We start from the raw sequence: 25,313 nt of genomic DNA on the forward strand, positions 1-25,313 counted from the left end.
ATGGCGGAGACAATCGTATTGATCACCGGATCAAAAGAAACGAAAGAAACCTTGGCGGAGCAACTCGAAGAGCTGGTCGGGGATTTTGTGACGGTGAAAAGCTATGCGGTGGAAGAGGATTATATTCCGCTCATTGAAGGCGAGCTCGTCATTTTTTCTTCCCGGATTGTTTCGGAGGAAGCGGCTACGAGCATCGGGACGAGCTGCTCTGTCCTTGTCGCATCCCGGGTGGTGAATTTCCATGCCCTGGACGCGTTGTTTGATCTGCCTCACGGGACTGAGATTCTGTATGTCAACGATTTGAAAGAGACCGTCCATGAAGCGATTCATTCCCTCAAAGAAATTGGTGTGGATCATCTGCACTTCTATCCCTATTACCCGGGGAAGCGCTCGGTGAAGACGATTCCGCTCGCCGTGACACCGGGTGAAGTGGAGAAGGTGCCGGAATTCGTGGAGCGGATCATTAACATCAAACCCCGGCTGATCGATATGGCGACGATGATCGATATTCTGAACCGCCTTGATCTCCTCGAAGCGAAACACCGCGACGTGTCGGTCCGTTATTTGCAGCGGATGATCCATCTGAACCGGCGGATTGCGCTGATGTCCCAGGAATCAAAGCGCATGGCGGAACATTTGCAGGAAGTTGTCAACGGGGTGCATGACGGCATACTGGCAGTGAATGCTGACGGTGTCGTCACGGTATTTAACGGCATACTTGAACAGATTCTTCAGGTGGATGGCCGCCGGGCAATCGGCCGGTCGTTGACAGACATTATCCTGGACCCGGAGCTCCAGGCCTTCGTTCAAGGAACGAAGGGGGATCAGCCGGCGAGCCGTTTTTTCACCGTGGAAGAGACGGATGTGATGGTGCATGCGATGCATATCGATGTCAATGATACGACCGTTGTGACCTTCAAAAACGTTGGTGAGGCCCTCGAAATCGAAAGAAGACGGCAGCGGGATTTGAAGAAAAAAGGGCATTATGCGAAGTTTACATTTCAGGATATCGTCGGGAAGCATCCGGCACTTCTTGAAACGAAATCAATTGCTAAAAAGCTTGCGAAGAGTGATTTAACCATTCTGATTCAAGGTGAGAGCGGCACGGGGAAAGAGCTGTTTGCCAGTTCCATGCATCACGAGTCCCCAAGGAAGGATGGGCCTTTTCTGGCGGTGAATTTCAGTGCGCTGCCGGAAGATCTCGTGGAGAGTGAACTGTTCGGCTATGATGAAGGGGCCTTCACAGGTGCCCGTAAAGGCGGCAAGAAAGGCTTGTTCGAACAAGCCGACGGCGGCACGATTTTCCTCGATGAGATCGGCGACATCAGCCTCAAAGTCCAGGCCCGGCTTTTGCGGGTTCTGCAGGAGAAGGAGCTGCTCCGGGTTGGCGGTGCAGAAATTATTCCCGTGGATGTCAGGGTGATTGCGGCGACCAACAAGGATCTCTTGAAATTGATGGATGAGAAGATGTTCCGGGAAGATCTTTATCACCGCTTGAAGGTATTGTTTCTGCATTTGCCGGAGCTTCGTAACCGGAAGGAAGATCTTGCGGAGCTGGTGCAGTATTTCATCCACCAGTCCGGACGCGGTGATAGGCAGATTCCCGATGAGGTGATTCACAAGCTCGCGGGCTATGACTGGTTCGGGAATATCCGCGAACTGAAGAATACGATCGATTACATGCTGACAGTTGCCGATGGCAACAGCCTGACCCTTCAGGATATTCCGAATGAATCGTTCTTCGTTCGACCGAAAACAGAAGCGAATGCATCGGTGGCGCCGGCCTATCAGAATGGACCGGCTAGAAGCGGGGCAGAAGCAGTACCTGGTCTCGCATCCGAATCCTTCGTGGAAGAAAAAGAACTGATGCTGTTGCTTGAAGTGACGGCCGTTTTGCAGGACGCTGGGAAAACTGCCAGCCGTAAAGCGATCCGGGAGCAACTTCGTCAATTGGGGGAAGCGGACCTCACCGAACAGCAGATCCGATACCGGATGAACCTGCTTCAGGAACGGGGACTTCTGACGGTCTTCCGGGGAAGAATCGGAGCCAAGCTCAACGCGGAAGGCTACCGCTGGCTAGACGAAATCATTAACTAGATGTTCGGCCCACCGGGAAACCTCCGGTGGGCCGTTTTGGTGGTTGGGGTGAGGCATATCAGATTCAAATGCGATCCGTTTTCTGAGGGCGGGCAGTTGGAGAAGCGGCGCCGCTGTGAAGTGCGCGCCGGGGGCATGGGAAGGGCAGTTGGAGAAGCAGCGCCGTCATGAAGTGCGCGCCGCAGGCAAGGGAAGGGCAGTTGAAGAAACGGCGCCGTCATGAAGTGCGTACTCAAGATGACACATCAGACTGAAGGAAAGGCCCGGGACGCGTCGTCCCGGGCCTTTCCTTCATATAAGTATCTGATCTAAACTTGTTCGAACGTGCCGCACATCGTGCGCACGCCTTCTTGCATGAGCCATTTCCCTTTTGCCATGACGCCGCTTAGGCTGAGATCATCGGCGTTAAAGACGAGGAGATCGGCGTCGTAATCAGCTGCGACGTGACCTTTGTCCTTCAGTTTCATCACACGTGCAGGGTTGGCGGTGGCGACCCGTAAAGCATCTTCAAGGGGGACGTTTTCTGTCAGATGGGCGTCGCGTACATCGTCCAACAGGCTGGTGATCTTCCCGACCCCGAGACCGACGAAATTCCGGTCCTGATCGAATTTGGGCAGACTGCCCTGTGCGTCGGACGTGAAGGTGATCTGTGAGGCAGATACACCGTGTTCCAATGCCCGTTTCAGGCAGCGGCTGCTTCTCAGATCCGGCTGATCACTGTCGATGCTGCTTGTGGTGAAGTCAATGACGCCACCGGCATTCGCGTAGCTGAATCCTTTCTCGAGAAGGGCTTCGGTGCGGTTGATATGGGTCGGCCAGAATTGGCTTCGGGGCACGTCTGTCTCATTTACGACCTGTTCGATCAATGAGAGTTTGCTGTCTCCGTCGCCGACGTGGATGTTCACGACGCCGCCCTTGCCGGATAGCAGGCCACCGATCCTGGATTCGCTGGCGAGCCTTGCCAGTTCGTGCGCGGTGGGCTGGGAGGAGCGGTGGTCGGCGATGGCAACTTCACCGGTGCCGATGATTTCCTGAACGAGCATGATGTCGTCTTGGATACTGCCGGTCAACGTTCGGACGGGTACATGATAGTTCCCGCTCTGACAGTAACAAGTGATGCCTTCTTCCGTCAGCCCTTTCGCTTTGGCGACGAGGCTGGTCATCGTTCGGGATGTGCCGTCTGTGCCGATAACACCCACAACAGTGGTAACCCCGGCATCGATGCACTCAGAAAGCATCAGTTCAGGGGTACGTGTGTGGAAACTTCCTTCGCCGCCGCCGCCGGTAATGTGGACATGCCCGTCAATCAGACCCGGGGCAATGATCTGGCCTGTGGCATCAACTACTTCGAGGAGATCGTCGTCCGCGCTCAGTCGAATGTCCTTTGCGACTTTCAGGATTTTACCACCGGCTACGAGGACATCTTGCTGGCCTGCGTAGTCGGGATTGTAAACAGTACCGTTTCGAAACAGGATCACGATGGTTCACCTCCATTGGAATCGTCGTACAGATGACAGGCGACCTGGTGATCGTCGTCAATGGTCAACAGGGACGGCCGTTCGTCGTAGCAGCGGTCAAACACCTTCGGGCACCGGCCTGCAAAGGCGCAGCCTTTCGGTGGATTGACCGGTGAGGGGACATCGCCTTCTAAAATAATCCGCTCTTTCTTATCCCTGGGATTGGAAATCGGGATCGCCGAGAGCAGTGTCTGTGTATAGGGGTGCTTCGGATTGTTGAACATCTTCTCCGTGTCACCGATTTCCGCCATCCGTCCAAGGTACATCACAGCGAGACGGTTCGTCAGGTGACGCACGACGCTCAGGTCATGGGAGATAAACAGATACGTCAAATTGAATTCACTTTGCAAATCCTTCAGCAAATTCAAGATCTGCGCCTGGATGGAGACGTCGAGTGCCGCGACAGGTTCGTCTGCGATGATCAGTTTCGGATTGAGAATCAGTGCCCTTGCAATCCCGATCCGTTGCCGTTGTCCCCCGGAAAACTCATGGGCATACCGGTAGGCGTAGTTGCGATTGAGCCCAACCACATCAAGCATCTTATTGATTTTCTCGATGCGTTCCTTCCGGTCACGAATCCCGTGGGCTTTCAATGGTTCTGCTAGAATATCCTCGACGGTAAGACGTGGGTTCAAAGAAGCATACGGATCCTGAAAGACCATTTGCATGTCTTTACGCTTTTCCCGGAGCTCACCGCGCTTCAAACCGGCAAGATTTTCACCCTGAAACAGCACATTGCCTTCTGTGGGCGGGATCAGTTGGGCGATTCCGCGGCCGGTGGTACTCTTCCCGCAGCCTGATTCCCCGACAAGTCCTAAGGTCTCACCTTCCTGTATGGAAAAGGAGATACCGTCGACAGCCTTGACTTTGGTGATTTCTTTTTTGATAAAACCACGCTTTTTCTCAAAAAAGATCTTTAAATCCTGGACGTCGAGTAAAGGTTCATCATGCTTTTCGGCCATGGCGCAACGCCTCCTTTTCCTCGGTATAGAGCCAGCAGCGGCACTGATGACCTTCTTTGATCGGCAAAAGCTCCGGGTTTTCAATCTCACAGCGGTCAAACGCTTCGGAACAGCGGTCCCGAAAGCGGCAACCCTGTTCGATGGTGCCCGGTTGAGGGACCTGGCCCGGAATGGCTTCAAGACGTTCAATTTTCTCCGTTACATTCGGGATGGAACTGAGCAGCCCTTTTGTGTAAGGATGTTTTGGATCGTTAAACAACGTATCCACATCCGTCGATTCCACAACCTGTCCGGCGTACATGACGACAACGCGGTCGCACATTTCGGCGACAACGCCCAGGTCATGGGTGATGAACATGATCGCTGTATTGGTGCGTTCTTTCAGGTCCTGCATCAGATCGAGAATCTGCGCCTGAATCGTCACATCGAGTGCGGTGGTCGGTTCATCGGCAATGAGGAGCTGTGGCTGGCAGGCGAGGCCAATCGCGATCATGACCCGCTGGCGCATACCTCCGGAAAGTTCGAAGGGGTAGCTGGAATAGATTTTTTCCGCACGGGGGATGCCGACCATTTTCAGCATTTCCACGGATCGCTTTCTCGCTTGCTCCTTTGAAAGTTTGTTATGCAAAAGCAGCACTTCATCGATCTGACGCCCAATGGTAAACACCGGGTTCAGTGACGTCATCGGCTCCTGGAAGATCATCGAAATCGTATTGCCGCGGATGGTGCGCATTTTTTTGTCAGAATAAGAAAGCAGGTCTTCCCCTTCAAAGAGGATTTCCCCTTTGGCAATTTTGCCGGGCGGGGATGGAATGAGGCGCATGATGGAAAGGGATGTGACACTCTTCCCGCAGCCTGATTCTCCTACGATGCCGAGCGTTTCCCCGGCATTAATATGAAACGAAACCCCTTCGACGACGGCCGTATCTTTGCCCTCATTCGAGAAGGTGACTTCGAGGTCTTTGATGTGTAATAACGGTTCGGTCATGGAGATCACTCCTTCAGCTTCGGATCGAGGGCATCCCGAAGGCCGTCGCCGAATATATTAAAGCTCAGTACGGTAATCACAATGGCGAGACCCGGGAAGAATGTCGCGTGAAAAATCGTACTGGAGTTGTCTTTGGCAGCGCTCAGCATCGATCCCCATTCCGGTGCGGTGATGTCACCGCCGAGGCCGAGGAAGCTGAGTGCAGCACCGATCAAAATAGCCACCCCGATCCGCATTGTCAAGTACACCATCACGACGGAAAGGGTACCCGGGAAGATGTGCCTGAATATAATCACACGGTTCGGCACACCGATGGACCTGGCCGCCTCCACGTAGGTCATCTCTTTGAGTGATAGCGTGGAACCCCTGACAATCCGGACAAAGACAGGGATCGTGAAGACGGCAACGGCGATGATGATATTGGTAATCCCGGCGCCTAAGAACGCGATCACGGCAATGGCCAGGAGAATCCCGGGAAAGGCAAGGAGGATATCTGTCATCCGGGTAATCAGGCTGTCAATCCAGCCGCCGTAAAAACCGGCAACGAGGCCGAGAACAGTGCCGACAACGGTGCCGATCGCCACGGAGACGAAACCGATCAGAAGTGTCTCCTGCGTACCATAAATGACCCGGCTGAAAATGTCACGGTTCTGGTGATCGGTCCCGAAATAATGAAGTGTGGAAGGCTCCTGATGCTTATATGCATCCACCAGATAGACTTCGCTGTTCTCCATGGTCAGTTGCGTCAGCATCGGTTCAGGATCGGCGTCGCCGACTTGAAACTGCACCGCCGCAGATACATCTCCGGCCACGAGCTGCACGATGCCTTCGCCGGCTTCTTCGAATGTCACCAGGCCAGACTCATCGACGGACAGAACGTCTTCGGTGAGGCTGACAAAGCGAAACGGCTGCTCGTCATCCTGATCGAGACTGCCCGTCTGAAAACCGCTGTCGTCTTCCTCTTCGTCGGCGTCAAACGCTTCGTTCACAAAAGTGCGGAGTTCTTCCATATCAGTGATCTCTGAGCCGTCTGTGAACGTTGCTGAAACACGGATCTGAGCTGACTCACCTGGAGAGACCCGGGTGTCGTCTGTCTCGAGTACAATCGATGACAATGCTGGTGACTCGTCCACGTCAGACTCGCCTTCGACAAGTACTTTGGCGGCGGAGCGGACAGGGCCGCTTTCTGCAAAGACACGGGTGTCACCGTTCGTGTTCGCAGTGACCTGGATGCCTGATTGGGTGCGCCTCACGGCAGCGACCCGGCGTTCTTCCGTATCTGCAGTGAGTTCAGTCAGTTCATTTTCCGATTGGGTCTCTCCGTCACTGAATGTACCGGTGATCGAGAGCCTTTGGCTGGTGATATTCTGGATATCGATCCCCATTTCGGGGTACTGTGCGGTGACAGGCCGGTGCGGATCATACGGTGAAAGGTGTGAACCGAAGACCCCGATAAGCATGATGAATACGACAATGCAAAAGGCAAATACTGCAAGCCGCTGTTTTAAGAATTTCCGTAAAAAGATGCGTGTGGGTGAGTTCTTTTTCTGACCGTCCATCAAGTCACCCTCCTTTGTGTGTAAGTAATCGGTGATCAGTCATGACGGATCTGCGGATCAAGAAATCCGTAGCTGATGTCGACGAGCAGATTGATCACGAGGAACTGAAAAGAAAACAGTAAGATCAAGGCCTGAACAACCGGATAGTCCCGGGTGAGTATGCCGTCGATCAAATAGGAGCCGAGTCCCGGCCAGGCAAAGACCTGTTCAACCACGACCGCTCCGCCGATGAGAAAGCCGAATTGCAGTCCGGCCATGGTGACAACCGGAATCAAGGCGTTTCTCAGGACATGACTCCAGATGACGACGCGTTCCTTCTGTCCTTTGGCTCTGGCGGTGCGGACAAAATCTTCCCGGAGCACTTCCAGGACACTCGAGCGGGTAAACCGCACGATCGTGGCTGCGACCCCGAATCCGAGCGTTAACGAAGGCAGAATAATGTGCTGCCAGGAGCCGCTTCCGCTCGTTGGGAACCAGCCCAGTTGAACGGCGAAAACCTGCATCATCATCAAGCCGAACCAGAATTCGGGAATACTGAGGGCGGTGATGGTTGAAATCATCCCGACCCGGTCCAGAAGAGAATTCCGTTTCGTTGCAGAGATAATGCCGACGGTCACGCCGATCAGGATGGCCCAGAACATGCTGAGCATGGTCAGTCCGAAAGTATACCCGAAACGGCGAATGACTTCGTCGGATACGTCAGAACGTGTCCGGTAGGATTGACCGAAGTCCTGATGAACGACGATGTCCACCATATAGCGGCCGTACTGAACGACCATCGGATCATTGAAGCCCTCCCGTTCACGCATCGATTCATAGGTCGACTGATCGATTTCGGCTCCGTACATAATCCGGATCGGATCGCCAGGTGTGAGATGCACAAACAGGAATGCAATGATCGTGACAATTAAGAGGATGGGAATCATTCCAAGTACACGGCGTAAAACAAATTGCAGCATGATCACGCCTCCTTTCTCTGTAAACACGTTTCACTGGAAGTATGTATGAAGCACAGGCCCCAAGGGGGAGGGGCCTGCTTCAATTAAGCAATCGGTACAATTACCGGAATTCGGCGAGGTTCATTTGCACCGCACCGGAAGGCAGGATATAGATGCCGTTGAGATCTTCCGATTTGGCGATGATCGCATCAGGGACATGCAGGAAGACCCACGGTGCATCCTGGTAAATTTTCTCCTGGATGTCTGCATAAATCGAGAGGGCCTCGTCTTCATCCGGTGTACTGATGGCGTCGTCAAACATGGTGTCGAGTTCTTCATTGATATAGAAGCCGGAGTTATTAAAGTTTGGCGGAACACGATCAGAAGCAAAGTTCGGTCGTAAGCCGTAATCCGCTTCACCGGTTCCTGGTGACCAGCGGCCGATCCAGAGATCCGTTCCTTCACCTTCGTCGAGCATATCGAAGAGGGTACCGGATTCATACGGTTCCACGTCGACGTTGATGCCGATTTCTTCTAATTGAATGGCCACATACTCGGCAACGGAGATGAACTCCGTGCTGTTACGGGTCCAAAGGGTTGCGTCAAAACCGCCGTCCTGATCAGATTCTTCAAGGAGTTCGTTGGCCAGATCACGGTCAAATTCATAAATTGGCTGTTGGGCATAACCGTAAACATTCGGTGCAATCGCAGAGTCGGCAACGATGCCGTAACCGTCCAGCACCTGGGCAATGAGGCCATCTTTATCCACGGCATGGTTCATCGCCTGACGCACATTGAGGTCCTGGTATTTTTCTTCTTCAAAGTTCATGCCAATGTAAAAGAGGTCCGTTGTCGGTCCGGTGTAAAGATCGATGCCTTCCTCTTCTTCGATTTCCTGAGCGTTCAATGTCGGGATCGGAAAGATCAGATCCACTTCGCCGGTACGAAGCATGTTCACCCGGGTCGCAGCTTCCTGGACTGGATTAAAGGAAATTTGATCCACCCGTGCCAACTCTTCTTCGTTCCAATAGTCATCGAATTTTTCAACGATGACATGTTCCCCGTCGCGCCACTCCACAAAAGAGAATGGCCCAGTGCCGACAGCACCTTGGCGGTCCAGGTTATAATCCGGGTCATCGATCTTTTTCTCGATTTCATCCAACGATTTCATGGACGCGGACGAATGGGCCATGTAAGAAGCCATCGCCGAGTTTGGTTCATCGGAGACGATCGTCACCGTGTAGTCGTCCTCGACAAACACGTCATCTATGAAGGAGAAAAAGGAGCTTCTCGCAAGACCGTTGTCTTCTTCACGGACAAAATCCAGATTCTCTTTGACTGTGTCTGCATTAAAATCTGTGCCGTCGTGGAACGTGACGCCTTCTCGAAGATAGAACGTAATTTCCGTTGCATCGTCACTGTAGTCATAGTCTTCGGCAAGGACATTTTCAATTTCCATGTTTTCATTGAAACGTAATAGTCCTTCAAACATGGTGCTTTGAACCGTGGCGGAGTTTCCGTCCGTTGTGTTCTGTGGATCCATCGATGTCGGTTCCGCTTCGATGCCGACCGTCAATTCATGGGATTCATCGCCCGCATCTGCTTCTGCATCGTCATCGTCGTTGTCAGAATCACTGTTGACGTTGTCCTCAGCAGGTGTGTTGTTCTCCTCATTGACCGGATCGTTTCCGTTCCCGTCATTGTTACCACCACAGGCACTGAGGGAGACCAGCATACCGCTGACACCGAGTGCCGTGAGCCATTTTGAAGCTTTCATCTCATCCACTCCTTTTAGAAAATAGTATACGCCTGTTAATACTTATGCAAGATGCATGCCAAAGTTATAATATTCAGAAAATCTTATTCGAGTCACGTCAGCGGCCTCGCCGGCTGGTGACGGGTGCGTTTGTGAGCCATTTAACAAGGAAGGACTGTTCAAATAGCTGAAACAAACAAAAGCAAATAAGAACAGATAAAACAGATTGACTGTCACTTAAAGTCGGTTACTTGTCAGATTATCTTGCATAGAGTTGCATCTGGACAAATAAAAAACCATCATGAGCGTAGCGAAAAAATACCCGCACTGAGGACTTCAGCGCGGGTGAAGCATCTGATTAATAGTTCGGATAGACGTAAGGTCGATCCGGTTCGGGAATTTCGGTGATCGTGGTACCGGTCAGAACAGGCATGGTGTTCCCGTCATGCTCAGCCAGTTCCAACGTGCCTTCAACGGTGAGCCACTGATCCTCGGTAAACCGGTAGGCATCGGGGTGTTCAAAGAGGAGCCCGTGAACGGTGACGTCTGCGGTGCAGCACGTCATGGCGAAGCGTGCGCTGATCAGCTGATTGTCGGCAAGGTGCTCATCCCGGTACGTAAATCCTGTGATTTCAAACGTGTGTCCGGTGAAATCCTCCATGAAATAATCGAGCATTGTCATGATGTCGATATAATTGTCATCGGTGACCGTGATGTGATCTTCTTCGATCCATTTGTCGCGAATCTCCAGCTGGTAATCCTCGAACCAGTCTTCTCCGTACAGATCTTCAATTTCATAGTGATCCACATCCGGCCCCGCCGGATTGGTGCGCTCTTCAATGGAGGCGAGGTAGCCTTCCGGGTCGTCGAGATAGGCTTCGGCTCTGGACATTTCTCCCCCAGCCTCTGCGTCATCCCCGGCCGCTTCCGCCGGGTTGTTTTCCGCGAATGCGGAGGAGGGTTCAGGTGGGACGTTATCGCCGCTTGTGCCTGAGCCTGCGAACTGGATCCCGCGGTTGGCGGCGATGGACGAATCCAGCGACTGATCGGGCAGGGTGAAACCGAACAGGATCGGCAGGATAAAGATGCTGTAGATCAAGGCTTTTACAACGGGCGGCCCTTTGATTTCATGATCGTGGTCACAGCTGCAGTTGTGATCGTGTTCGTGCCCCTCGCCGGCGGGGTTTCGGGTGCCTCGCAGGACCTGGACAACACCGAGAAGGGTGAACACGGCCAGGGCAAAATAGATAAACGGCATCATCGTCGGGGCGATGTAATAAACGATATTCCCTGTGAGGATCAGGCTCAGCATCAAGAGCGCAAATCCGAGCAGGATAATGCCTTGAATGAAGGCGTGGTAGCTGTGATCGTAGGGATGATTGGCCATGGGGCAGGCACTCCTTTTTATGGGATAGGGATCAGAGAATCCAGCCGGAGATCAGCATCACGCCGGCAAAAACAACGAGGGTGACGGTGGTCATAAACGCGAGCACAAAGCGGACTTTGAAAAAGGCGAACAGCATAAAGGTGTTCTTTAAGTCGAGCATCGGCCCGTAAACGAGAAAGGCGACGATGGATGTATCGGTGAACTGTGCACTGAAGGAGGAAGCGACGAACGCATCCGCTTCAGAGCAAAGGGACAACAGATAGGCAAACCCCATCATGACAAAAGTCGATGCATATTGATCCGATCCGATGGAAAGGAGCAGTTCACGGTCGAGAAAAGTCTGAAACATCGCAGCGATAAACGCACCGAGAATCAGGTATTTCCCCATCATGAAAAATTCGTCTGAGGCATGGTGGAGAATGTCTTGCAGGCGATGGGGAATGGTCGGTTTTTTCGTATGTACCGTTACGCCCATCGGATGGGCATGATGACTGGCCAGGCTGGTGTTTACGCTCGTCCTCAGCTGATCCGGGTCTTTCTTGAACAGGGTATAGAGAATGGCTCCGATCAGGATGGCGAGAACGAAGGCGAGACCCATCCGGCTGAAAAGAATCGCTGTGTTGTCCCGAAAGGCAAAGTACGTGGAAGCGAACACTACGGGATTTAAGATCGGTGCTGCCACCAGGAAGACGACGCCCACATGGAGCGGCATGCCTTTTTTGATCAGGCGCCTCACAACAGGGACAATGGCGCATTCACAGAGCGGGATGATCGCACCGAGCATCGCTGCAGGAAACAGTGCAGCCCAGGCGTTTTGGGGAAGAAAGCGCCGAATGCTTTCTTCCGATACATACAGTTGAATGAGTGCGGATATAAAAACGCCCAACAGGATGAACGGAATCGCTTCAAGCACAATGCTTAAAAAGATCGTATTCACATTGAGCCACGCGTTGGGGACGGATTCAATAAAGCGGGTTTCACTGATCTGGTCACTGAACAGAAACAGAGCGAGAAACACCAGTAACAGGCCCATACCGAGCAAATCTTTCCCGATCAGGCTTTTTTTAACAGATGGCATCAAAATAACCCCCGGTCGATGAACTGAGGGCATTATATCACGGATTTGGATGAGGAGGGGGAGAAAATAGGGCGGATATGTAAAATGTGAAAAACGTCACCGGGGCATAAAGAGGCAAGTCCGGAGTCCGGGGTCGTCATAGAGCGGCGAGAGCAGTCTCATTTCGCCTATTGCCTCTTTTCCGAAATAAGATGATCGGTGCGGATCGCAGTAACGACGGCATCGGTCCGGTCTTTCACATCGAAAAACTTCACCAGCCGGGTGGATGCGAGGTAGACAGTAGCGATGGAACAATTCCTGTCCCTTGCAATAGTAGAAGTGGATTGTCCGTTTGCGAGCCGTTCAAGGACATCTTGCTCGGTCTGATTCAGGCCGTTACATTTTATCGGGTTGATGCGGAAGCGTTCAATCCGACGCCTGGTATCCTGTAACTGACTGAGTGATGCAATCAGGTCGTCGTGAAGGCTCGCATCGAGGTGGAAATACCCTTCTTTCAAGGATTCAAGGACGTGAGGAAGCTCTTCAGGCAGGCTGCCGAGTTCTACGATTCCGTCTGCGGGCAACAGGAAAAGAGACGGGGCCCAGGCGGACAGCTCCTCTTGATCGGCAATCAGGATGATGTGGGATGCGTTTGCTTCATAGAGGGCAGATTCAACCTCGTCAATCGTTGCTTTTGAAGTCAGGTGGTAGAACAGAACCGTTCCCTCAACTGTCTGATCTTCTTTTGTGAACGTGGTCAGGTGATTTGTAATCTCTGAGCGTTCCTGGAGTATTTTATCTGAGGAAATGAGGACGATATCGTTCGTGGTATCCATGGATTCAATCTCCTTTGTGATAGATTTGAACACTGGGTGTACAAACATTGTAAGACCCGATACAAAGAATTGCAATCACGAGGGTTCAAGATGAGGAGGAGACCCCTTCTGGAGAATGCTGGATCTGGCGAAGCGTCCGTCAGGTTAAGAATGGCTGGCGCATCCAAGGCTATCACGATAGCTTTTATTTGCACTTATACGTCATTTTTTCGGCCATCGTAACCCTGCCTGCGGGGATAAAGAAATCGCGGCTTCTCGTCAAGCTTACCTAGCGCAAGCCCTGGTGGCATTTATCATCATTAGGCAAGAAGACTCCATCTGATTCGCGATACGGGCGTCAGCCCAGCGATTCAGGTGGAGATGAATTGCCATCAGTCTTACGACTGATAGGTGTTTCAAATAAAAGAACAAGTGTTCGAAAATATATCTAGCTTCTATTTTTGTTAAATGGTATAATGAATGGCATAGATGTAAATAATTGATATCATTCAATTTGAGGTCGGAAAAGGAGGTGACACAAATGGCTAGGAAAAAACCGATTGAAGTATTGCGCAAGAAAAAGAAAACAGTCAATATGCAACGGTTCACCCAAAAGCAGAACATTGGTCGCAGCACCCTTAGCGCTAGAGAGTTTCGACTTCTGCAACGCATGTCTCATAGTTCTAAGGCTTTGCGCAACGTAGGCTTATATACGATTAAACAAAAGTATTTGAATGAAAACAAAATGGCGACAACAAAAGAAATAGACAGCGCAATGAAGGCCGATATGAACTATTGGGGCATTCAATCCAACTCCGTACAAGCGGTTCGAAGAACCTTACTCAGTGACGTAAAGAGCTTCTTCGAAGCGTTAAAGAAGTGGAAAGAAACCCCTGAAGGTTTCACAGGTCGCCCAAAGTTCCCAAAGTATTCTCGTTCCACGGCTAAACGCGTCATCGAAATCTATCAAGTTCCCAAAGTGGATCAGGATGGATATTGGAGCATTCCAATGAATACTGCTTTCAGAAAACGTTTTGGTCCCTTAAGACTGCGAATACCAAAGAATTTAATGGATAAAAACATTTCTTACATTGAAATTGTGCCAAAGCAAAACGGTCGGTTCTTTGAGGCTCATTATGTATACGAAGTACCTATGTCTCAAATGAAGAAACAACAAACGACGACAAAAGCTTTGAGTTGCGATTTAGGTGTAGATTATCTTCTTAGTTGTACAACGAATCAAGGAGACGCCTTTTTGATTAATGGAAAGAAGTTAAAATCCATCAATCAGTACTTCAACAAAAAGATAAGCGAATTAAAACAGAAAAACATCGAAAACGGCTTGTCGAAACGCATAGTGACAAACCAAATCGCTTCTCTTTGGCGTAAACGAAATCTCCAAATAGACGGCTACCTTTCACAAACCGTAGGTTTGTTATTCAAACAGATAAAACGACTGAACGTCGATACCGTGGTAATGGGTTATAATGCCGGTTGGAAACAAGAATCGCATTTAGGGAAGAAAAACAATCAAGAGTTCGTACAAATTCCTTTCCACAGATTGATTTCGGCTATTGAGAACAAGTGTCTCAAGGAAGGCATCCGTTTCGTTAAGCAGGAAGAGAGCTACACGTCTAAAGCTAGTTTTCTGGATCATGACGATATTCCGGTTTGGTCAAAAGGCGATAACACGATGTACTCCTTTAGTGGGAAGCGCCTATATCGCGGCTTCTATCGCTGTGAAAATGGACAATGCATCCATGCCGACATTAATGCAGCATTAAATATCCTTCGGAAATCTCAAGTAGCAGAATGGGATGAAAAAACGAAAATAAAAACGCCCATGATCATGGACGTTCAAAAACGTAAAGCTGTTGCTTAGCGCATAGCCTAGTGGGTGCGTCAACCATCCATGTGTACTCAACTTTTGTTGGGGCTTGTAGCACACGCTAGTTATATTCTGAGTGGTGGTTTCTTCCGAAAGGAAGAACTGCTCTTCTTCGGAAGGGTGGTGCAAGTGGGAAAACGATCGTACGTCGCCAGTACCAACCAAAAACAGTGATTTGAGAAGAACCATGCAGAGCGTCAACCTTTGTAAGAAAAGACCTGCTTGGCTATCTCAAGCCCCCACTGAAACGTTGTACCTCAGTGGGGGTTCGTTGACACTGCAGTCCTTTAACAAACGTAAACAGTCCTTTGAAGTGCAATGAAAAACCGGAACGCTTGAGAGCGCTCCGGGACTTTGATCAGTGGATTATTGTTTGACGCTGACTTTGGATTCGACTGCGGACTGGGCTGCGGCGAGCCGGGCAAGCGGCACCCGGTACGGTGAGCAGCTGACGTAGTCAAGGCCGGTATTGTGACAAAAGGCGATGGAGCGTTTTTCCCCGCCGTGTTCCCCGCAGATCCCGGTTTTCAGACCGGGTTTCGTCTGTCTGCCGAGGCGCACGCCGGTTTCAATCAGCTGGCCGACGCCTTCTGTGTCAAGGACGGCAAACGGATTGTGCTCAAGTACCCCTTGATCGAGGTAGTGCTGCAGGAACTTGCCCTCTGCATCGTCACGGCTGTAGCCGAACGTTGTCTGGGTGAGGTCGTTGGTGCCGAAGCTGAAGAAATCGGCTTCCTTTGCAATCAAATCAGCGGTTAACGCCGCCCGCGGGATTTCAATCATCGTGCCGATGGTGTAGGCCACCTTCACCCGCTGATCGGCGTAAACTTCCTCCGCAGCTTCTTCAACCACTTTACGCATCACTTCGAGTTCTTTCACATGACCGACAAGCGGGATCATGATTTCCGGCTTTACTTCGATACCTTCGTGGGCAAGGCTGGAAGCCGCTTTGAAAATGGCTTTGGCCTGCATGGCGTAAATTTCCGGGTAGACCATGCCGAGGCGGCAGCCACGGTGGCCGAGCATCGGATTGGACTCATCGAGAAGCCGTACGCTTTTTAAGAGCTTTCTTTTTTCCTTCAGTGCCGGGGCGTCGGGGTTGGTGATTTCGAGCTTTGTGATGTCGACGAGCAGTTCTTCCTTGTCCGGCAGGAATTCGTGCAGCGGCGGATCGAGCAGACGGATGGTCACCGGGTGCTCGCCCATCGCTTTAAAAATGCCGGTGAAATCATCCTGCTGCATCGGCAACAGCTGATCGAGAGCAGCCTGTCGGGATGCCGTCGTGTCGGCAAGGATCATGTCCCGCACCACCGGAATCCGTTCAGGATCCATAAACATATGCTCGGTGCGGCAAAGGCCGATGCCTTCTGCACCAAAGTCCCGTGCCTTTTGGGCGTCCTGCGGCGTATCGGCGTTCGTTCTGACGCCAAGTGTGCGGGTTTCATCCGCCCACTGGAGAATCATTTCGAATTCTTTGGAGAGCTGTGGCGGGATCATCGGCACTTCCCCGAGGATCACTTCACCGGTGCCGCCGTCGATGGTAATGGTGTCGAGGTGATTGACGACGGTATCACCGACCCGGAAGGTCTTATTCTTTAAATCAATTTGCATCTCACTGCACCCGCAGATGCAGGCTTTTCCCATCCCGCGAGCAACCACAGCGGCGTGGCTCGTCATGCCACCCCGGCTTGTGACGACGGCCTGTGCGGCGACGATGCCGTGGATGTCATCAGGTGTGGTTTCCGTACGGACAAGGATGACTTTCTTCCCTTGCGCATTCAATATTTCTGCTTCGTCCGGGTCGAATACAACCTGTCCGGTCGCAGCACCAGGCGATGCCGGGAGTCCTTTTGTGAGCTTGGCCACATCGTCGGAGTGATCGATGCGGTGATGCAACAGCTGATCGAGCTGCTCTGGATCGACGCGCATCAGCGCCTGTTCTTTTGTGATCACGCCTTCTTCGACCATTTCCACAGCGATGCGGATCGCGGCCTGGGCGGTTCGTTTTCCGTTGCGCGTCTGGAGGATGAAGAGTTTCCGGTTCTCAACAGTGAATTCGATGTCCTGCATATCCCCGTAATGAGCTTCGAGTTTATTCGCGGTATCGACGAATTCCTGAAACACATCCGGCAGATCATTCGCCATGGACAAGATCGGCTGCGGGGTTCGGATACCGGCAACGACATCTTCCCCCTGGGCATTGATCAGGTATTCCCCGTACAGCTTCCCTTCGCCGGTGGATGGGTCCCGGGTAAAGGCCACGCCGGTTCCTGAATCATCCCCCATGTTCCCGAATACCATGCTCTGAATGTTCACAGCGGTGCCAAGGTGGTGGGGGATGTCGTTGAGGTTCCGGTAAATCATCGCCCGCTGGTTGTTCCAGGAATCGAATACGGCCTTAATGGCAAGAAAGAGCTGATCCACTGGTTCTTGCGGGAAATCTTCCTTCGTATGTTTGCGGACGATCGTTTTGTAGCCCTGAATCACTTCCTGCCAGTCGGCTGCGGTGAGTTCAGGATCATTTTGATAGCCCTTTTCCCGGCGCACTTTGGAGAGTTCCTGTTCGAAAAAGAAAGACTCCACACCGAGGACGACGTCGCTGAACATCTGAATGAACCGGCGGTATGAATCATAAGCAAAACGCGGGTTGTCAGTCAGTTTGGCAATGACTTCGACGGTCTCGTCGTTCATGCCGAGATTCAAAACGGTATCCATCATCCCGGGCATGGAGAACACCGAGCCGGAACGAACGGACACAAGCAGTGGCTGATCGGTGCCCCCGAGGGTCTTACCCGTTTCTTTTTCCAGGTTTCTCAGTGCGGTCATGACTTCTTCTTTCAGCTGAGGAGAAACAGAGCGGTCGTTGTCATAATAGTCACCGCAGGCTCTCGTCGAGATGGTGAAGCCTTCTGGCACCGGCAAACCGATGCGGGTCATCTCTGCGAGGTTGGCGCCTTTTCCTCCCAAGAGTTCTTTCATATCCTTTTGACCTTCCTGAAACAAGTAAACGAGTTTTTTCATCACAGTGTTCTCCTTTCGATATTTAAAGTATCCAAAATGTAGTGCGCCGTCTCTTCCACGGCTCTCGCAGTCACGTCAATGACCGGGCAGCCCAGGCGTTTCATGATCTTCTCTGCATACTCGAGCTCTCCGAGGATCCGGTCAAAGCGCGCGTAGTCTGAGTCAGGTCGTAAGCCCATCGTTTTCAAGCGTTCCTGGCGGATGTTGTTCAGCTTTTCCGGGTTGATGATGAGACCCACACAACGTTCGGGGGGGACCTCGTATAATTCATCCGGAACAGGCACTTCCGGAACGAGGGGGATGTTTGTCACTTTGTAAGCCTGGTGCGCAAGATACATGGATAAAGGTGTTTTCGATGTGCGTGAGACCCCGACGATCACGAGGTCTGCTTTGAGGATACCGGAAGGATCCTGTGCGTCATCGTAGCGGACTGCAAATTCAATCGCTGAGATTTTCCGGAAATAATCGTCATCGAGTTTGCGCATGCCCCCGGGTTCAGAGCCGACCTCAAGTGAGAACGTATCACTGAAGGCTTTCATCAATGGATTCATCAGATCGATTGCGGTTAATCCTCTGGCGGCTGCCTGTTCATCGAGATAGGTTTTTAATTGCCGCGTGACGAGTGTGTAAATGAGAATCGACGGCTGTTCGGACGCCCGCCGGATGACCTCGTCAATGTCGGCATGGTCGGAAATATACGGAATGCGCCGATAACGGAAATCTGTTGCAGGAAACTGACTGGCCACGGCTTTGGCGACGTGTTCAGCTGTCTCACCAATGGAATCGGATAACACGTACACAGTTGGTCTGGACATAGGCACCACCTCCCTTTCAATGTGTTATACTTAATACTGAATAGTATAACACAATCATTTATTTATGCCACTGCTTTTTAAAATTATACCACCTTTTTTCATGAATGCGGTCAAATATGTAAGCGTTTGCTATAATGAAAAGAAATAAGGAGGGGATTCAGATGAAGGCGAACCACACAATTCATCAGCATTGCCATCATACCGTCTGGAATAACAAGATCGAGCCGGTGAAGTCCGTTACCCCGGGTGAGAGCGTAGCGTTTGAGGTCATGGATGCATCCGGAGGACAGTTCAATGAGAAATCGACTTCGGTGGATGTAGCCAAGATCAACTTCGCGCAGGTGAATCCGGTGACCGGTCCAATTTACGTGGAAGGCGCGGAACCCGGGGACACACTGGAAGTGGAAATTGAAGAATTCGGGACACTGAGCTGGGGCTGGACGGCGATCATTCCGGGATTCGGTCTGTTGGCGGATGAGTTCAAAGATCCGTATCTGAAGATCTGGGATCTGAACAATCAGCACACAGCAGAGTTCCTCCATGGCGTGGAGCTCCCGGTCAAGCCGTTCCCCGGAACGATCGGCGTCGCACTTCCGGAAGAGGGCGACTTCGGCATCGTCCCGCCGAGGAAAAACGGGGGCAATATGGATATCCGCCATCTGACGAAAGGGACCCGGCTCTATTTGCCGGTCTGGGTGAAAGGTGCACTGTTTTCCGTAGGGGATACCCACGCGGCCCAGGGTGACGGGGAAGTGTGCGGCACGGCGATTGAAGCGCCGATGCACATCAAGCTGAAGTTCCACCTGCACAAGGGCAAGACGATTCAGGAACCGCGGTTTATGACGCCGGGTCCTTTGACCACGGGGCTGGATGAAAAAGGCTATTACGTAACCACCGGGCATGGACCCGATCTGTTGGAGGCGTCGAAACATGCGGTGCGTTACATGATCGAGCATCTTGAAATGGCGCACGGGATGTCGCGGCAGGAAGCGTATGCGCTGAGCAGTGTGGCGGTGGATCTGAAAATCAGTGAGATCGTTGACGTGCCGAACTACCTCATTTCAGCGTATTTGCCGAGGGCGATTTTTAAGTAGGCGCTGATCCTTAGGACGTCACCTCCTGTCGCTCTGTCCATCTTGAGATCAACAACAAACTTTACCAGCGCTTTTCAGTAAAGTGTTCTGTCATTGCCCCATCCGTTCGGGAATTTCCCTGGCGGATGGTTTTACTTTTGATGGGCAAATGATCGGTTAATGCCCTGTTGCAGAAGGGTATTACGGGTTGATTGAATTTTGTAATCGTACGCTTCAGGAATCGCGATGACCACAAGGCGTCAATCTGTTCTACGATGAAGACAGATTGAAGCGGAAGGCGTGAAGGCGATGAAGATCATACAAAAAGGGTTGAACGTGTTGCCAGGGGTCATCCTCTGCTTCCTGTTATTACTTGTCAGTATGGTACTGGCTGATTTTGCGGGGATCGTCATGAACCGGCTTCAAGGGCTCCCCGCGGATGCGGCGAGTCCGATGTCGCCGATTTTTGTCGCGATCCTACTCGGGCTTCTGATCCGGAACGTCTTCGGCCTGTATGTGAACCTGATCGAGGGCGTCGTGTTTTCCGTGAAGGTGCTGTTGAAACTGGGCATCATTCTGCTCGGAATTCGACTGAGCTTCACAGATGTGATCACCCTTGGTGCCTGGGGAATCCCGATCATTCTGATCTGTGTCATTACCGGTATGGCGGTGACGATGAAAGTCACGGGCCTCCTGCACCAGTCCCACCGTCTCGGAACCCTGACGGCTGTGGGGACAGGGATTTGCGGCGTGACGGCGATTGTCGGCACGGCACCGGGAATCAAGGCCAATGATGAAGAAATCGCTTATGCCGTTGGCAACATAACGATTTTCGGGATTATCGCGATGTTTTTGTATCCCTATCTGGCGAATTTCCTGTTTGCCGGTGACCCGGTGCGTGCCGGGTTGTTTCTCGGCACGGCGATTCACGAAACCGCACAGGTGGCAGGGGCGTCACTGATTTACGATCAGATTTTTCAGTCCAGCGCCGTCGTGGATGTGGCGACGATTTCCAAATTGACCCGGAATACGATGCTGATTGCTGTCGTGCCGATTATGTCCTACTACTATTTGAAGCGTCAGAATCGTGAAGAGGGTGAGCAGGGTGAGATGAAGAAATGGTATCAGCTGATCCCGCTGTTTGTCATCGGCTTTTTGATCATGGCCGGCTTCCGTACACTCGGCGACAGCGGACTGGAGACGGGGAGAGCTTTCGGGGTCTTTACGGAAGAGGCCTGGTCGACGCTCACGGGTGCCCTGAACACGCTCGGTTCCACCTATCTGCTGGGCATTGCCATGGCCGGCGTCGGCTTATCGACAAACTTAAAGGTGTTTAAAAACCACGGCGTCAAACCGTTCTATATCGGTATTGCTGCGGCACTTACGGTAACGGTGGTCAGTGTTGTCATGGTGATGCTTTTAGGCGGATTGATTACGTATTAAATTCTGAAGGAGGAACTGGCGATGGGAATGAATCTGACGGAAAAACTGCTTCATGCACATGTGGAAGGACCTCTTCCTGAAAAAGGCGAGGAAGTGGCACTTCAAATCGATCAGACGTTAACGCAGGACGGAACGGGTACAATGGTCATGTTGGAGCTTGAGGCCATGGGCGTTACGAGGGCAAGAACAGAAGTCTCTGCACAGTACGTGGATCATAACCTGATTCAATCTGATCACCGGAACTCGGATGATCATTTGTTCCTCCATAGCGCAGCACAGAAATACGGCTTGTATTTCAGCATGCCGGGAAACGGCGTCAGTCATCCGGTGCATATGCAGCGGCTGGCAGTGCCCGGAAAGACGCTGCTTGGCTCAGACAGTCATACCTGCGCGTGCGGGAGCATGGGGATGCTGGCCATCGGTGCCGGCGGAATCGATGTAGCCCAGGCGATTGCCGGGGAACCGTTTTATGTGAAGCGTCCGAAGGTTTGGCGGGTCCATCTTACAGGTGCGTTGTCGGACTGGGTGAGTGCGAAAGACGTGATCCTGGAAATGCTTCGTCGGCACGGCGTCAAAGGCGGGGTCGGCTGGGTGCTGGAATATGACGGACCGGGTCTCGAGAGTCTCAGTGCCATGGACCGGCATGTGATTGCGAATATGGGCGCAGAGCTTGGCGCCACGACATCCGTGTTCCCGTCGGATGAGGAGATCCGGGATTTTCTGAAAAGACAGGACCGGGAACACGACTGGATTGAATTGAAAGCGGATACAGATGCGGTGTATGACCGGGAGACGGAGATGGACTTAGCGAAGCTGGTGCCGCTCATTGCCAAACCGTCGAGTCCGGACAATGTGGTACCGGTAGCGGACGTGGTAGGCGAGCCGGTTTATCAGGCGTACATCGGCTCATCAGGGAACCCTGGCTACAGGGATTTTGCCGTGGTGGCGGAGATGGTGAAAGGGCGTCAAATTGCCCCGGGTATTTCCCTCGACATCAACCCGACGTCCCGGCAGATGCTCGCGGATCTCGTGGAGGATGGTCATATCGCCAGTCTTCTGGCAGCAGGCGCGAGGCTTCATCAGGCAGGGTGCAACGGCTGCATCGGACTCGGACAGGCACCGGCATCAGGGCGGAACAGCCTGCGAACCACACCGCGGAATTTTCCGGGTCGATCGGGAACGAAAGAGGACAGTGTCTTTCTCTGCAGCCCTGAGACGGCCGCAGCTGCGGCGTTAACGGGAGTCATTACCGATCCGCGGACGCTTGATATGTCTTATCCGCGCGTATTGGACTCACAACAGCCGGCCCTTCACGTGAAAATGCTCGAAGCACCGCTCTCTGAAGAAGAAGCAAAGCACCTTGAACTGGTCCGGAGTGACAACATCGTGCCGATCAAGGAACTCTCACCACTTCCGGATGAGATTCAATTACCCGTGATGCTCAAAGCCGGCGACAATGTGTCCACCGATGACATTATCGCGGGCGGGTCGAAAGTGATGCCGTTTCGCAGTAATCTGCCGGCAAGTGCAGCATTCGCGTTTGAAATCATTGATCCGACTTACGCTGAACGTGCGAAAACCGATTCTTTTGATGCCGGGCATATCGTTATTGGTGCCTGGAATTACGGGCAGGGCTCCAGCAGAGAGCACGCGGCATTAGCACCGAGATACCTCGGGATGCGCGTGGTGATCGCCAAAAGTTTTGCGCGGATTCACCACCAGAACCTCGTCAACTTCGGCATTCTGCCATTGACATTTTCTGATGAAACAGACTATGATCAAATCGAACAGGGGGATGTCATCACGATCCGTGACCTGTATGCACAGTTGGAGGCGGGGAACGTTTTGAATGCGGACCTGAAAGAAAAGGGGGTTCTGCACCTGCGCCATGATTTATCCAGCCGGCATCTTGAGCTCCTTCGGGCCGGTGGTTCCATCAACCTGGTGAAACAAAAGCAAGCCGAAAGGGATGCTGCCTATGAACAATGAACATTTGCGCACGTTTGTCGCGGTCGCTAAAAAAGAAAGTTTTTCAGAGGCGGCCCGGGCCCTTTATGTATCGCAGCCGACCGTAACCGCTCAGATCAAAGCCCTTGAAGAGGAACTGAACTCGAAACTCTTCCTCCGTACGAAGAAAAGTGTCGACATCACAGCAGCCGGCAAGGTGCTCTTTCATTATGCTGAAGAGATTTTGAACTTGTGCACGCAGGCTCAAAATGAAATCGATGCGCTCGAAGATGTTCTTTGGGGCACTTTGTATGTTGCAAGCAGTCTGACTGTTGGTGAAAGTGTGTTGCCGGTGATTTTGCATGATTTCACGAAAGACCATCCGTCGATTCAGCTGAAGACCGAGATCATTAACAGCTCTCAAATTGTCGATATGATCAGTCACTCTGAAATCGAAGTGGGTCTGATTGAAGTCGATATCCGAAACCCGAAGCTCGCCATTGAACCGTTTATGGATGATGAGCTGGTGCTGTTCACTCATCGGGATATGCCGCTCTCTGAAGAAGGGTTTGTGTCTTTTGCAGATTTCAAGGAGATGCCGTTGATCATGCGTGAAGAGGGTTCAGGGACCAGGACTGTGTTTGAAGCGGGAATGTCCTCAAGGGGTCATTACCTCGATGATTGCCACGTCGTCCTTGAAATCGGCAATACCGAGTCCATCAAGACGGCAGTGGAAGCGGGGCTCGGTGTGTCCATCCTGTCGAAAAACACGGTTCGTAAAGAAGTGGAATCGGGACTTTTTAAAACCTTTAAGCTGGAAGATTTGACATTTAAGCGTCAATTTTACGTTGTGTATGAAAAAGACAAAACACTGTCGGCCGTATCACAACGATTCATCGAGCTCGTTCATTCGGTGGACTGGAGCGAACGCTTACCAAACGGCACGTAAACACATCTGTCGATCCGGAAACGGATTGCGGATGTGTTTTTTGTGTGGCGGAAGGAAGAGTAGTGAAGCAGATTATAATTGACGTACGGAAAATTCAGTTCATGCAGGCGGTAAAGAGCGAAGTGCGAAGTGCCTTCAGACATCAACCGGAAGGACTTTGCAACAGTGAAAAGAGTGTTTAACAGTCAATTGTACCACGGGTGTAAGCGTATACAACCCCTCATTGATAGATTATGTCCCAAAAGACTACACCCCCAAGCTTTGAAGTCGCTTATAAAATTTCTTGCGCGGCAAGATTACTTTTACTAATAACAGAATATAAGCAATTTTCAGCATATTCTGTTGACTAGTGTCGAAACCCGTGCGACGATACATACAACGTTGTATACAATTGCGTATTCATTTCATTGTTCAACTTGATCATTCAGGAGGTGACGGTTATCAAAACAAAGAAAAATCTTTCGGAAGTGGCCTATGACCAGATCAAGGATTTGATTATGGTGGGAAAGGTGTCGCAACGTGAGCGGATCTTGGAAGTACAACTGGCAGAGCAGCTGAATATCAGTCGCACACCGATTCGTGAAGCAGTCAGAATGCTGGAGAAAGACGGGCTGGTTTCACGGGATTCCATGGGAGCCTATATCACCCCGCTGTCGAAAAAAGAAGCGCAAGATTTGTATAAGGTCAGAATTGAACTCGAAGAGCTCAGTGTAAAAGAAGCGATGGAAAACGGAACGGACGAAGAGTTTCAGGAACTCAAGGACATTATTGAAGCTTTGAAACATATGAGTGGTGATGAAGAAACCTCAACGATTATTCAGGTGAATACGGCATTCCATTCGCATTTGTCGAAGATGTCGGGAAACTTTTACTTACAGCATACGTTGAGGGATATCAGAACCAGGCTGAGTCTCATTCGGGTCAGTTCCTTGATTGCCAAAAGACGTTATGATGTGTCGCTGCGTGAACATATTGCGGTAGGGGAGGCGATGCTCGACGGTAAAAAGGAAAATGCTGCAAAATTGATCCGTGCACATGCTGAGCAAGCGGCAGCATTTGCCATGTATAACATTTATGAATAACCCAAATTTGAAAAAGGAG

General features: G+C 51.6%; 19 protein-coding genes. 8 read left to right on the forward strand and 11 right to left on the reverse strand.

Annotated elements, in window-relative coordinates:
• Positions 1 to 2,097, forward strand: coding sequence for a sigma-54 interaction domain-containing protein (locus BBEV_RS02115; RefSeq protein WP_084007177.1), 2,097 nt, complete (start codon positions 1 to 3; stop codon positions 2,095 to 2,097).
• Positions 2,098 to 2,405: 308 nt separating this feature from the next.
• Here the strand turns inward: BBEV_RS02115 and iadA are convergent, their stop codons facing one another.
• From iadA to BBEV_RS02160, 9 genes are all read right to left on the reverse strand, one after another.
• The gene (iadA, locus tag BBEV_RS02120) at positions 2,406 to 3,575 is read right to left on the reverse strand and encodes a beta-aspartyl-peptidase (RefSeq protein ID WP_084007178.1); all 1,170 of its coding nucleotides are present in this window, start codon (positions 3,573 to 3,575) and stop codon (positions 2,406 to 2,408) included.
• Positions 3,572 to 4,576 (reverse strand): ABC transporter ATP-binding protein, encoded by a 1,005-nt coding sequence (locus BBEV_RS02125; RefSeq protein ID WP_069363960.1) that lies wholly within the window; start codon positions 4,574 to 4,576, stop codon positions 3,572 to 3,574. Before BBEV_RS02125 ends, iadA begins: the two co-directional genes overlap by 4 nt.
• On the reverse strand, positions 4,560 to 5,564 hold the full coding sequence (locus BBEV_RS02130) for an ABC transporter ATP-binding protein (protein ID WP_069363961.1): 1,005 nt from the start codon (positions 5,562 to 5,564) through the stop codon (positions 4,560 to 4,562). Before BBEV_RS02130 ends, BBEV_RS02125 begins: the two co-directional genes overlap by 17 nt.
• A gap of 5 nt (positions 5,565 to 5,569) precedes the next feature.
• Positions 5,570 to 7,123 (reverse strand): ABC transporter permease, encoded by a 1,554-nt coding sequence (locus BBEV_RS02135; protein ID WP_069363962.1) that lies wholly within the window; start codon positions 7,121 to 7,123, stop codon positions 5,570 to 5,572.
• A gap of 35 nt (positions 7,124 to 7,158) precedes the next feature.
• Positions 7,159 to 8,082, reverse strand: coding sequence for a nickel ABC transporter permease (nikB, locus tag BBEV_RS02140; RefSeq protein WP_069363963.1), 924 nt, complete (start codon positions 8,080 to 8,082; stop codon positions 7,159 to 7,161).
• 100 nt (positions 8,083 to 8,182) lie between these two features.
• On the reverse strand, positions 8,183 to 9,838 hold the full coding sequence (locus BBEV_RS02145; RefSeq protein WP_069363964.1) for a glutathione ABC transporter substrate-binding protein: 1,656 nt from the start codon (positions 9,836 to 9,838) through the stop codon (positions 8,183 to 8,185).
• 337 nt (positions 9,839 to 10,175) lie between these two features.
• Entirely contained in the window at positions 10,176 to 11,204 is a 1,029-nt protein-coding gene (locus tag BBEV_RS02150; RefSeq protein ID WP_069363965.1) for a TIGR03943 family putative permease subunit, read from the reverse strand.
• A gap of 31 nt (positions 11,205 to 11,235) precedes the next feature.
• Positions 11,236 to 12,282, reverse strand: coding sequence for a permease (locus BBEV_RS02155; RefSeq protein WP_069363966.1), 1,047 nt, complete (start codon positions 12,280 to 12,282; stop codon positions 11,236 to 11,238).
• 167 nt (positions 12,283 to 12,449) lie between these two features.
• Complete coding sequence (locus BBEV_RS02160; RefSeq protein ID WP_069363967.1) at positions 12,450 to 13,097, reverse strand: helix-turn-helix transcriptional regulator; 648 nt, start codon at positions 13,095 to 13,097, stop codon at positions 12,450 to 12,452.
• Between the two features lie 520 nt (positions 13,098 to 13,617).
• Between BBEV_RS02160 and BBEV_RS02165 the strand changes: the two genes are divergently transcribed.
• Both BBEV_RS02165 and BBEV_RS17770 read left to right on the forward strand, forming a co-directional pair.
• On the forward strand, positions 13,618 to 14,958 hold the full coding sequence (locus BBEV_RS02165) for an RNA-guided endonuclease InsQ/TnpB family protein (RefSeq protein WP_069363968.1): 1,341 nt from the start codon (positions 13,618 to 13,620) through the stop codon (positions 14,956 to 14,958).
• Positions 14,959 to 14,988: 30 nt separating this feature from the next.
• Complete coding sequence (locus tag BBEV_RS17770) at positions 14,989 to 15,138, forward strand: hypothetical protein (protein WP_232318172.1); 150 nt, start codon at positions 14,989 to 14,991, stop codon at positions 15,136 to 15,138.
• A 192-nt stretch (positions 15,139 to 15,330) separates the two neighbouring features.
• Here the strand turns inward: BBEV_RS17770 and ppdK are convergent, their stop codons facing one another.
• Positions 15,331 to 17,985 (reverse strand): pyruvate, phosphate dikinase, encoded by a 2,655-nt coding sequence (ppdK, locus tag BBEV_RS02170; protein ID WP_069363969.1) that lies wholly within the window; start codon positions 17,983 to 17,985, stop codon positions 15,331 to 15,333.
• Positions 17,985 to 18,800 (reverse strand): pyruvate, water dikinase regulatory protein, encoded by an 816-nt coding sequence (locus tag BBEV_RS02175; protein ID WP_069363970.1) that lies wholly within the window; start codon positions 18,798 to 18,800, stop codon positions 17,985 to 17,987. The genes ppdK and BBEV_RS02175 overlap by 1 nt, the downstream gene beginning before the upstream one ends.
• A 161-nt stretch (positions 18,801 to 18,961) precedes the next feature.
• Here BBEV_RS02175 and BBEV_RS02180 point away from each other — a divergent pair, with 161 nt between their 5' ends.
• The 5 genes from BBEV_RS02180 (at position 18,962) to BBEV_RS02200 (ending at position 25,294) form a co-directional block, all read left to right on the forward strand.
• Complete coding sequence (locus tag BBEV_RS02180; RefSeq protein ID WP_069363971.1) at positions 18,962 to 19,894, forward strand: acetamidase/formamidase family protein; 933 nt, start codon at positions 18,962 to 18,964, stop codon at positions 19,892 to 19,894.
• Between the two features lie 288 nt (positions 19,895 to 20,182).
• Positions 20,183 to 21,316 carry a YeiH family protein gene (locus BBEV_RS02185; protein ID WP_069363972.1) on the forward strand — a complete coding sequence of 378 codons (1,134 nt, stop codon included), beginning with the start codon at positions 20,183 to 20,185 and terminating at the stop codon, positions 21,314 to 21,316.
• A 21-nt stretch (positions 21,317 to 21,337) separates the two neighbouring features.
• Positions 21,338 to 23,305, forward strand: a complete 1,968-nt coding sequence (locus BBEV_RS02190; RefSeq protein ID WP_069363973.1) for an aconitate hydratase — start codon at positions 21,338 to 21,340, stop codon at positions 23,303 to 23,305.
• Positions 23,295 to 24,212 carry a selenium metabolism-associated LysR family transcriptional regulator gene (locus BBEV_RS02195; protein WP_069363974.1) on the forward strand — a complete coding sequence of 306 codons (918 nt, stop codon included), beginning with the start codon at positions 23,295 to 23,297 and terminating at the stop codon, positions 24,210 to 24,212. Before BBEV_RS02190 ends, BBEV_RS02195 begins: the two co-directional genes overlap by 11 nt.
• A gap of 416 nt (positions 24,213 to 24,628) precedes the next feature.
• Positions 24,629 to 25,294, forward strand: a complete 666-nt coding sequence (locus tag BBEV_RS02200) for a GntR family transcriptional regulator (RefSeq protein WP_157100901.1) — start codon at positions 24,629 to 24,631, stop codon at positions 25,292 to 25,294.
• Positions 25,295 to 25,313: the final 19 nt, after the last annotated feature.

This window comes from Salisediminibacterium beveridgei (assembly GCF_001721685.1).
Taxonomy (GTDB): domain Bacteria; phylum Bacillota; class Bacilli; order Bacillales; family Salisediminibacteriaceae; genus Salisediminibacterium; species Salisediminibacterium beveridgei.

Coding starts and splice junctions, on each gene's coding strand:
- BBEV_RS02150 (WP_069363965.1), bottom strand. CDS start 11,204: ATGGCCAATCATCCCTACGATCACAGCTACCACGCCTTCATTCAAGGC.
- BBEV_RS02180 (WP_069363971.1), top strand. CDS start 18,962: ATGAAGGCGAACCACACAATTCATCAGCATTGCCATCATACCGTCTGG.
- BBEV_RS02135 (WP_069363962.1), bottom strand. CDS start 7,123: ATGGACGGTCAGAAAAAGAACTCACCCACACGCATCTTTTTACGGAAA.
- BBEV_RS02130 (WP_069363961.1), bottom strand. CDS start 5,564: ATGACCGAACCGTTATTACACATCAAAGACCTCGAAGTCACCTTCTCG.
- BBEV_RS02175 (WP_069363970.1), bottom strand. CDS start 18,800: ATGTCCAGACCAACTGTGTACGTGTTATCCGATTCCATTGGTGAGACA.
- BBEV_RS02125 (WP_069363960.1), bottom strand. CDS start 4,576: ATGGCCGAAAAGCATGATGAACCTTTACTCGACGTCCAGGATTTAAAG.
- BBEV_RS02185 (WP_069363972.1), top strand. CDS start 20,183: ATGAAGATCATACAAAAAGGGTTGAACGTGTTGCCAGGGGTCATCCTC.
- BBEV_RS02145 (WP_069363964.1), bottom strand. CDS start 9,838: ATGAAAGCTTCAAAATGGCTCACGGCACTCGGTGTCAGCGGTATGCTG.
- BBEV_RS02165 (WP_069363968.1), top strand. CDS start 13,618: ATGGCTAGGAAAAAACCGATTGAAGTATTGCGCAAGAAAAAGAAAACA.
- BBEV_RS02190 (WP_069363973.1), top strand. CDS start 21,338: ATGGGAATGAATCTGACGGAAAAACTGCTTCATGCACATGTGGAAGGA.
- nikB (WP_069363963.1), bottom strand. CDS start 8,082: ATGCTGCAATTTGTTTTACGCCGTGTACTTGGAATGATTCCCATCCTC.
- BBEV_RS02195 (WP_069363974.1), top strand. CDS start 23,295: ATGAACAATGAACATTTGCGCACGTTTGTCGCGGTCGCTAAAAAAGAA.
- ppdK (WP_069363969.1), bottom strand. CDS start 17,985: ATGAAAAAACTCGTTTACTTGTTTCAGGAAGGTCAAAAGGATATGAAA.
- BBEV_RS02115 (WP_084007177.1), top strand. CDS start 1: ATGGCGGAGACAATCGTATTGATCACCGGATCAAAAGAAACGAAAGAA.
- BBEV_RS02160 (WP_069363967.1), bottom strand. CDS start 13,097: ATGGATACCACGAACGATATCGTCCTCATTTCCTCAGATAAAATACTC.
- BBEV_RS02155 (WP_069363966.1), bottom strand. CDS start 12,282: ATGCCATCTGTTAAAAAAAGCCTGATCGGGAAAGATTTGCTCGGTATG.
- BBEV_RS17770 (WP_232318172.1), top strand. CDS start 14,989: ATGTGTACTCAACTTTTGTTGGGGCTTGTAGCACACGCTAGTTATATT.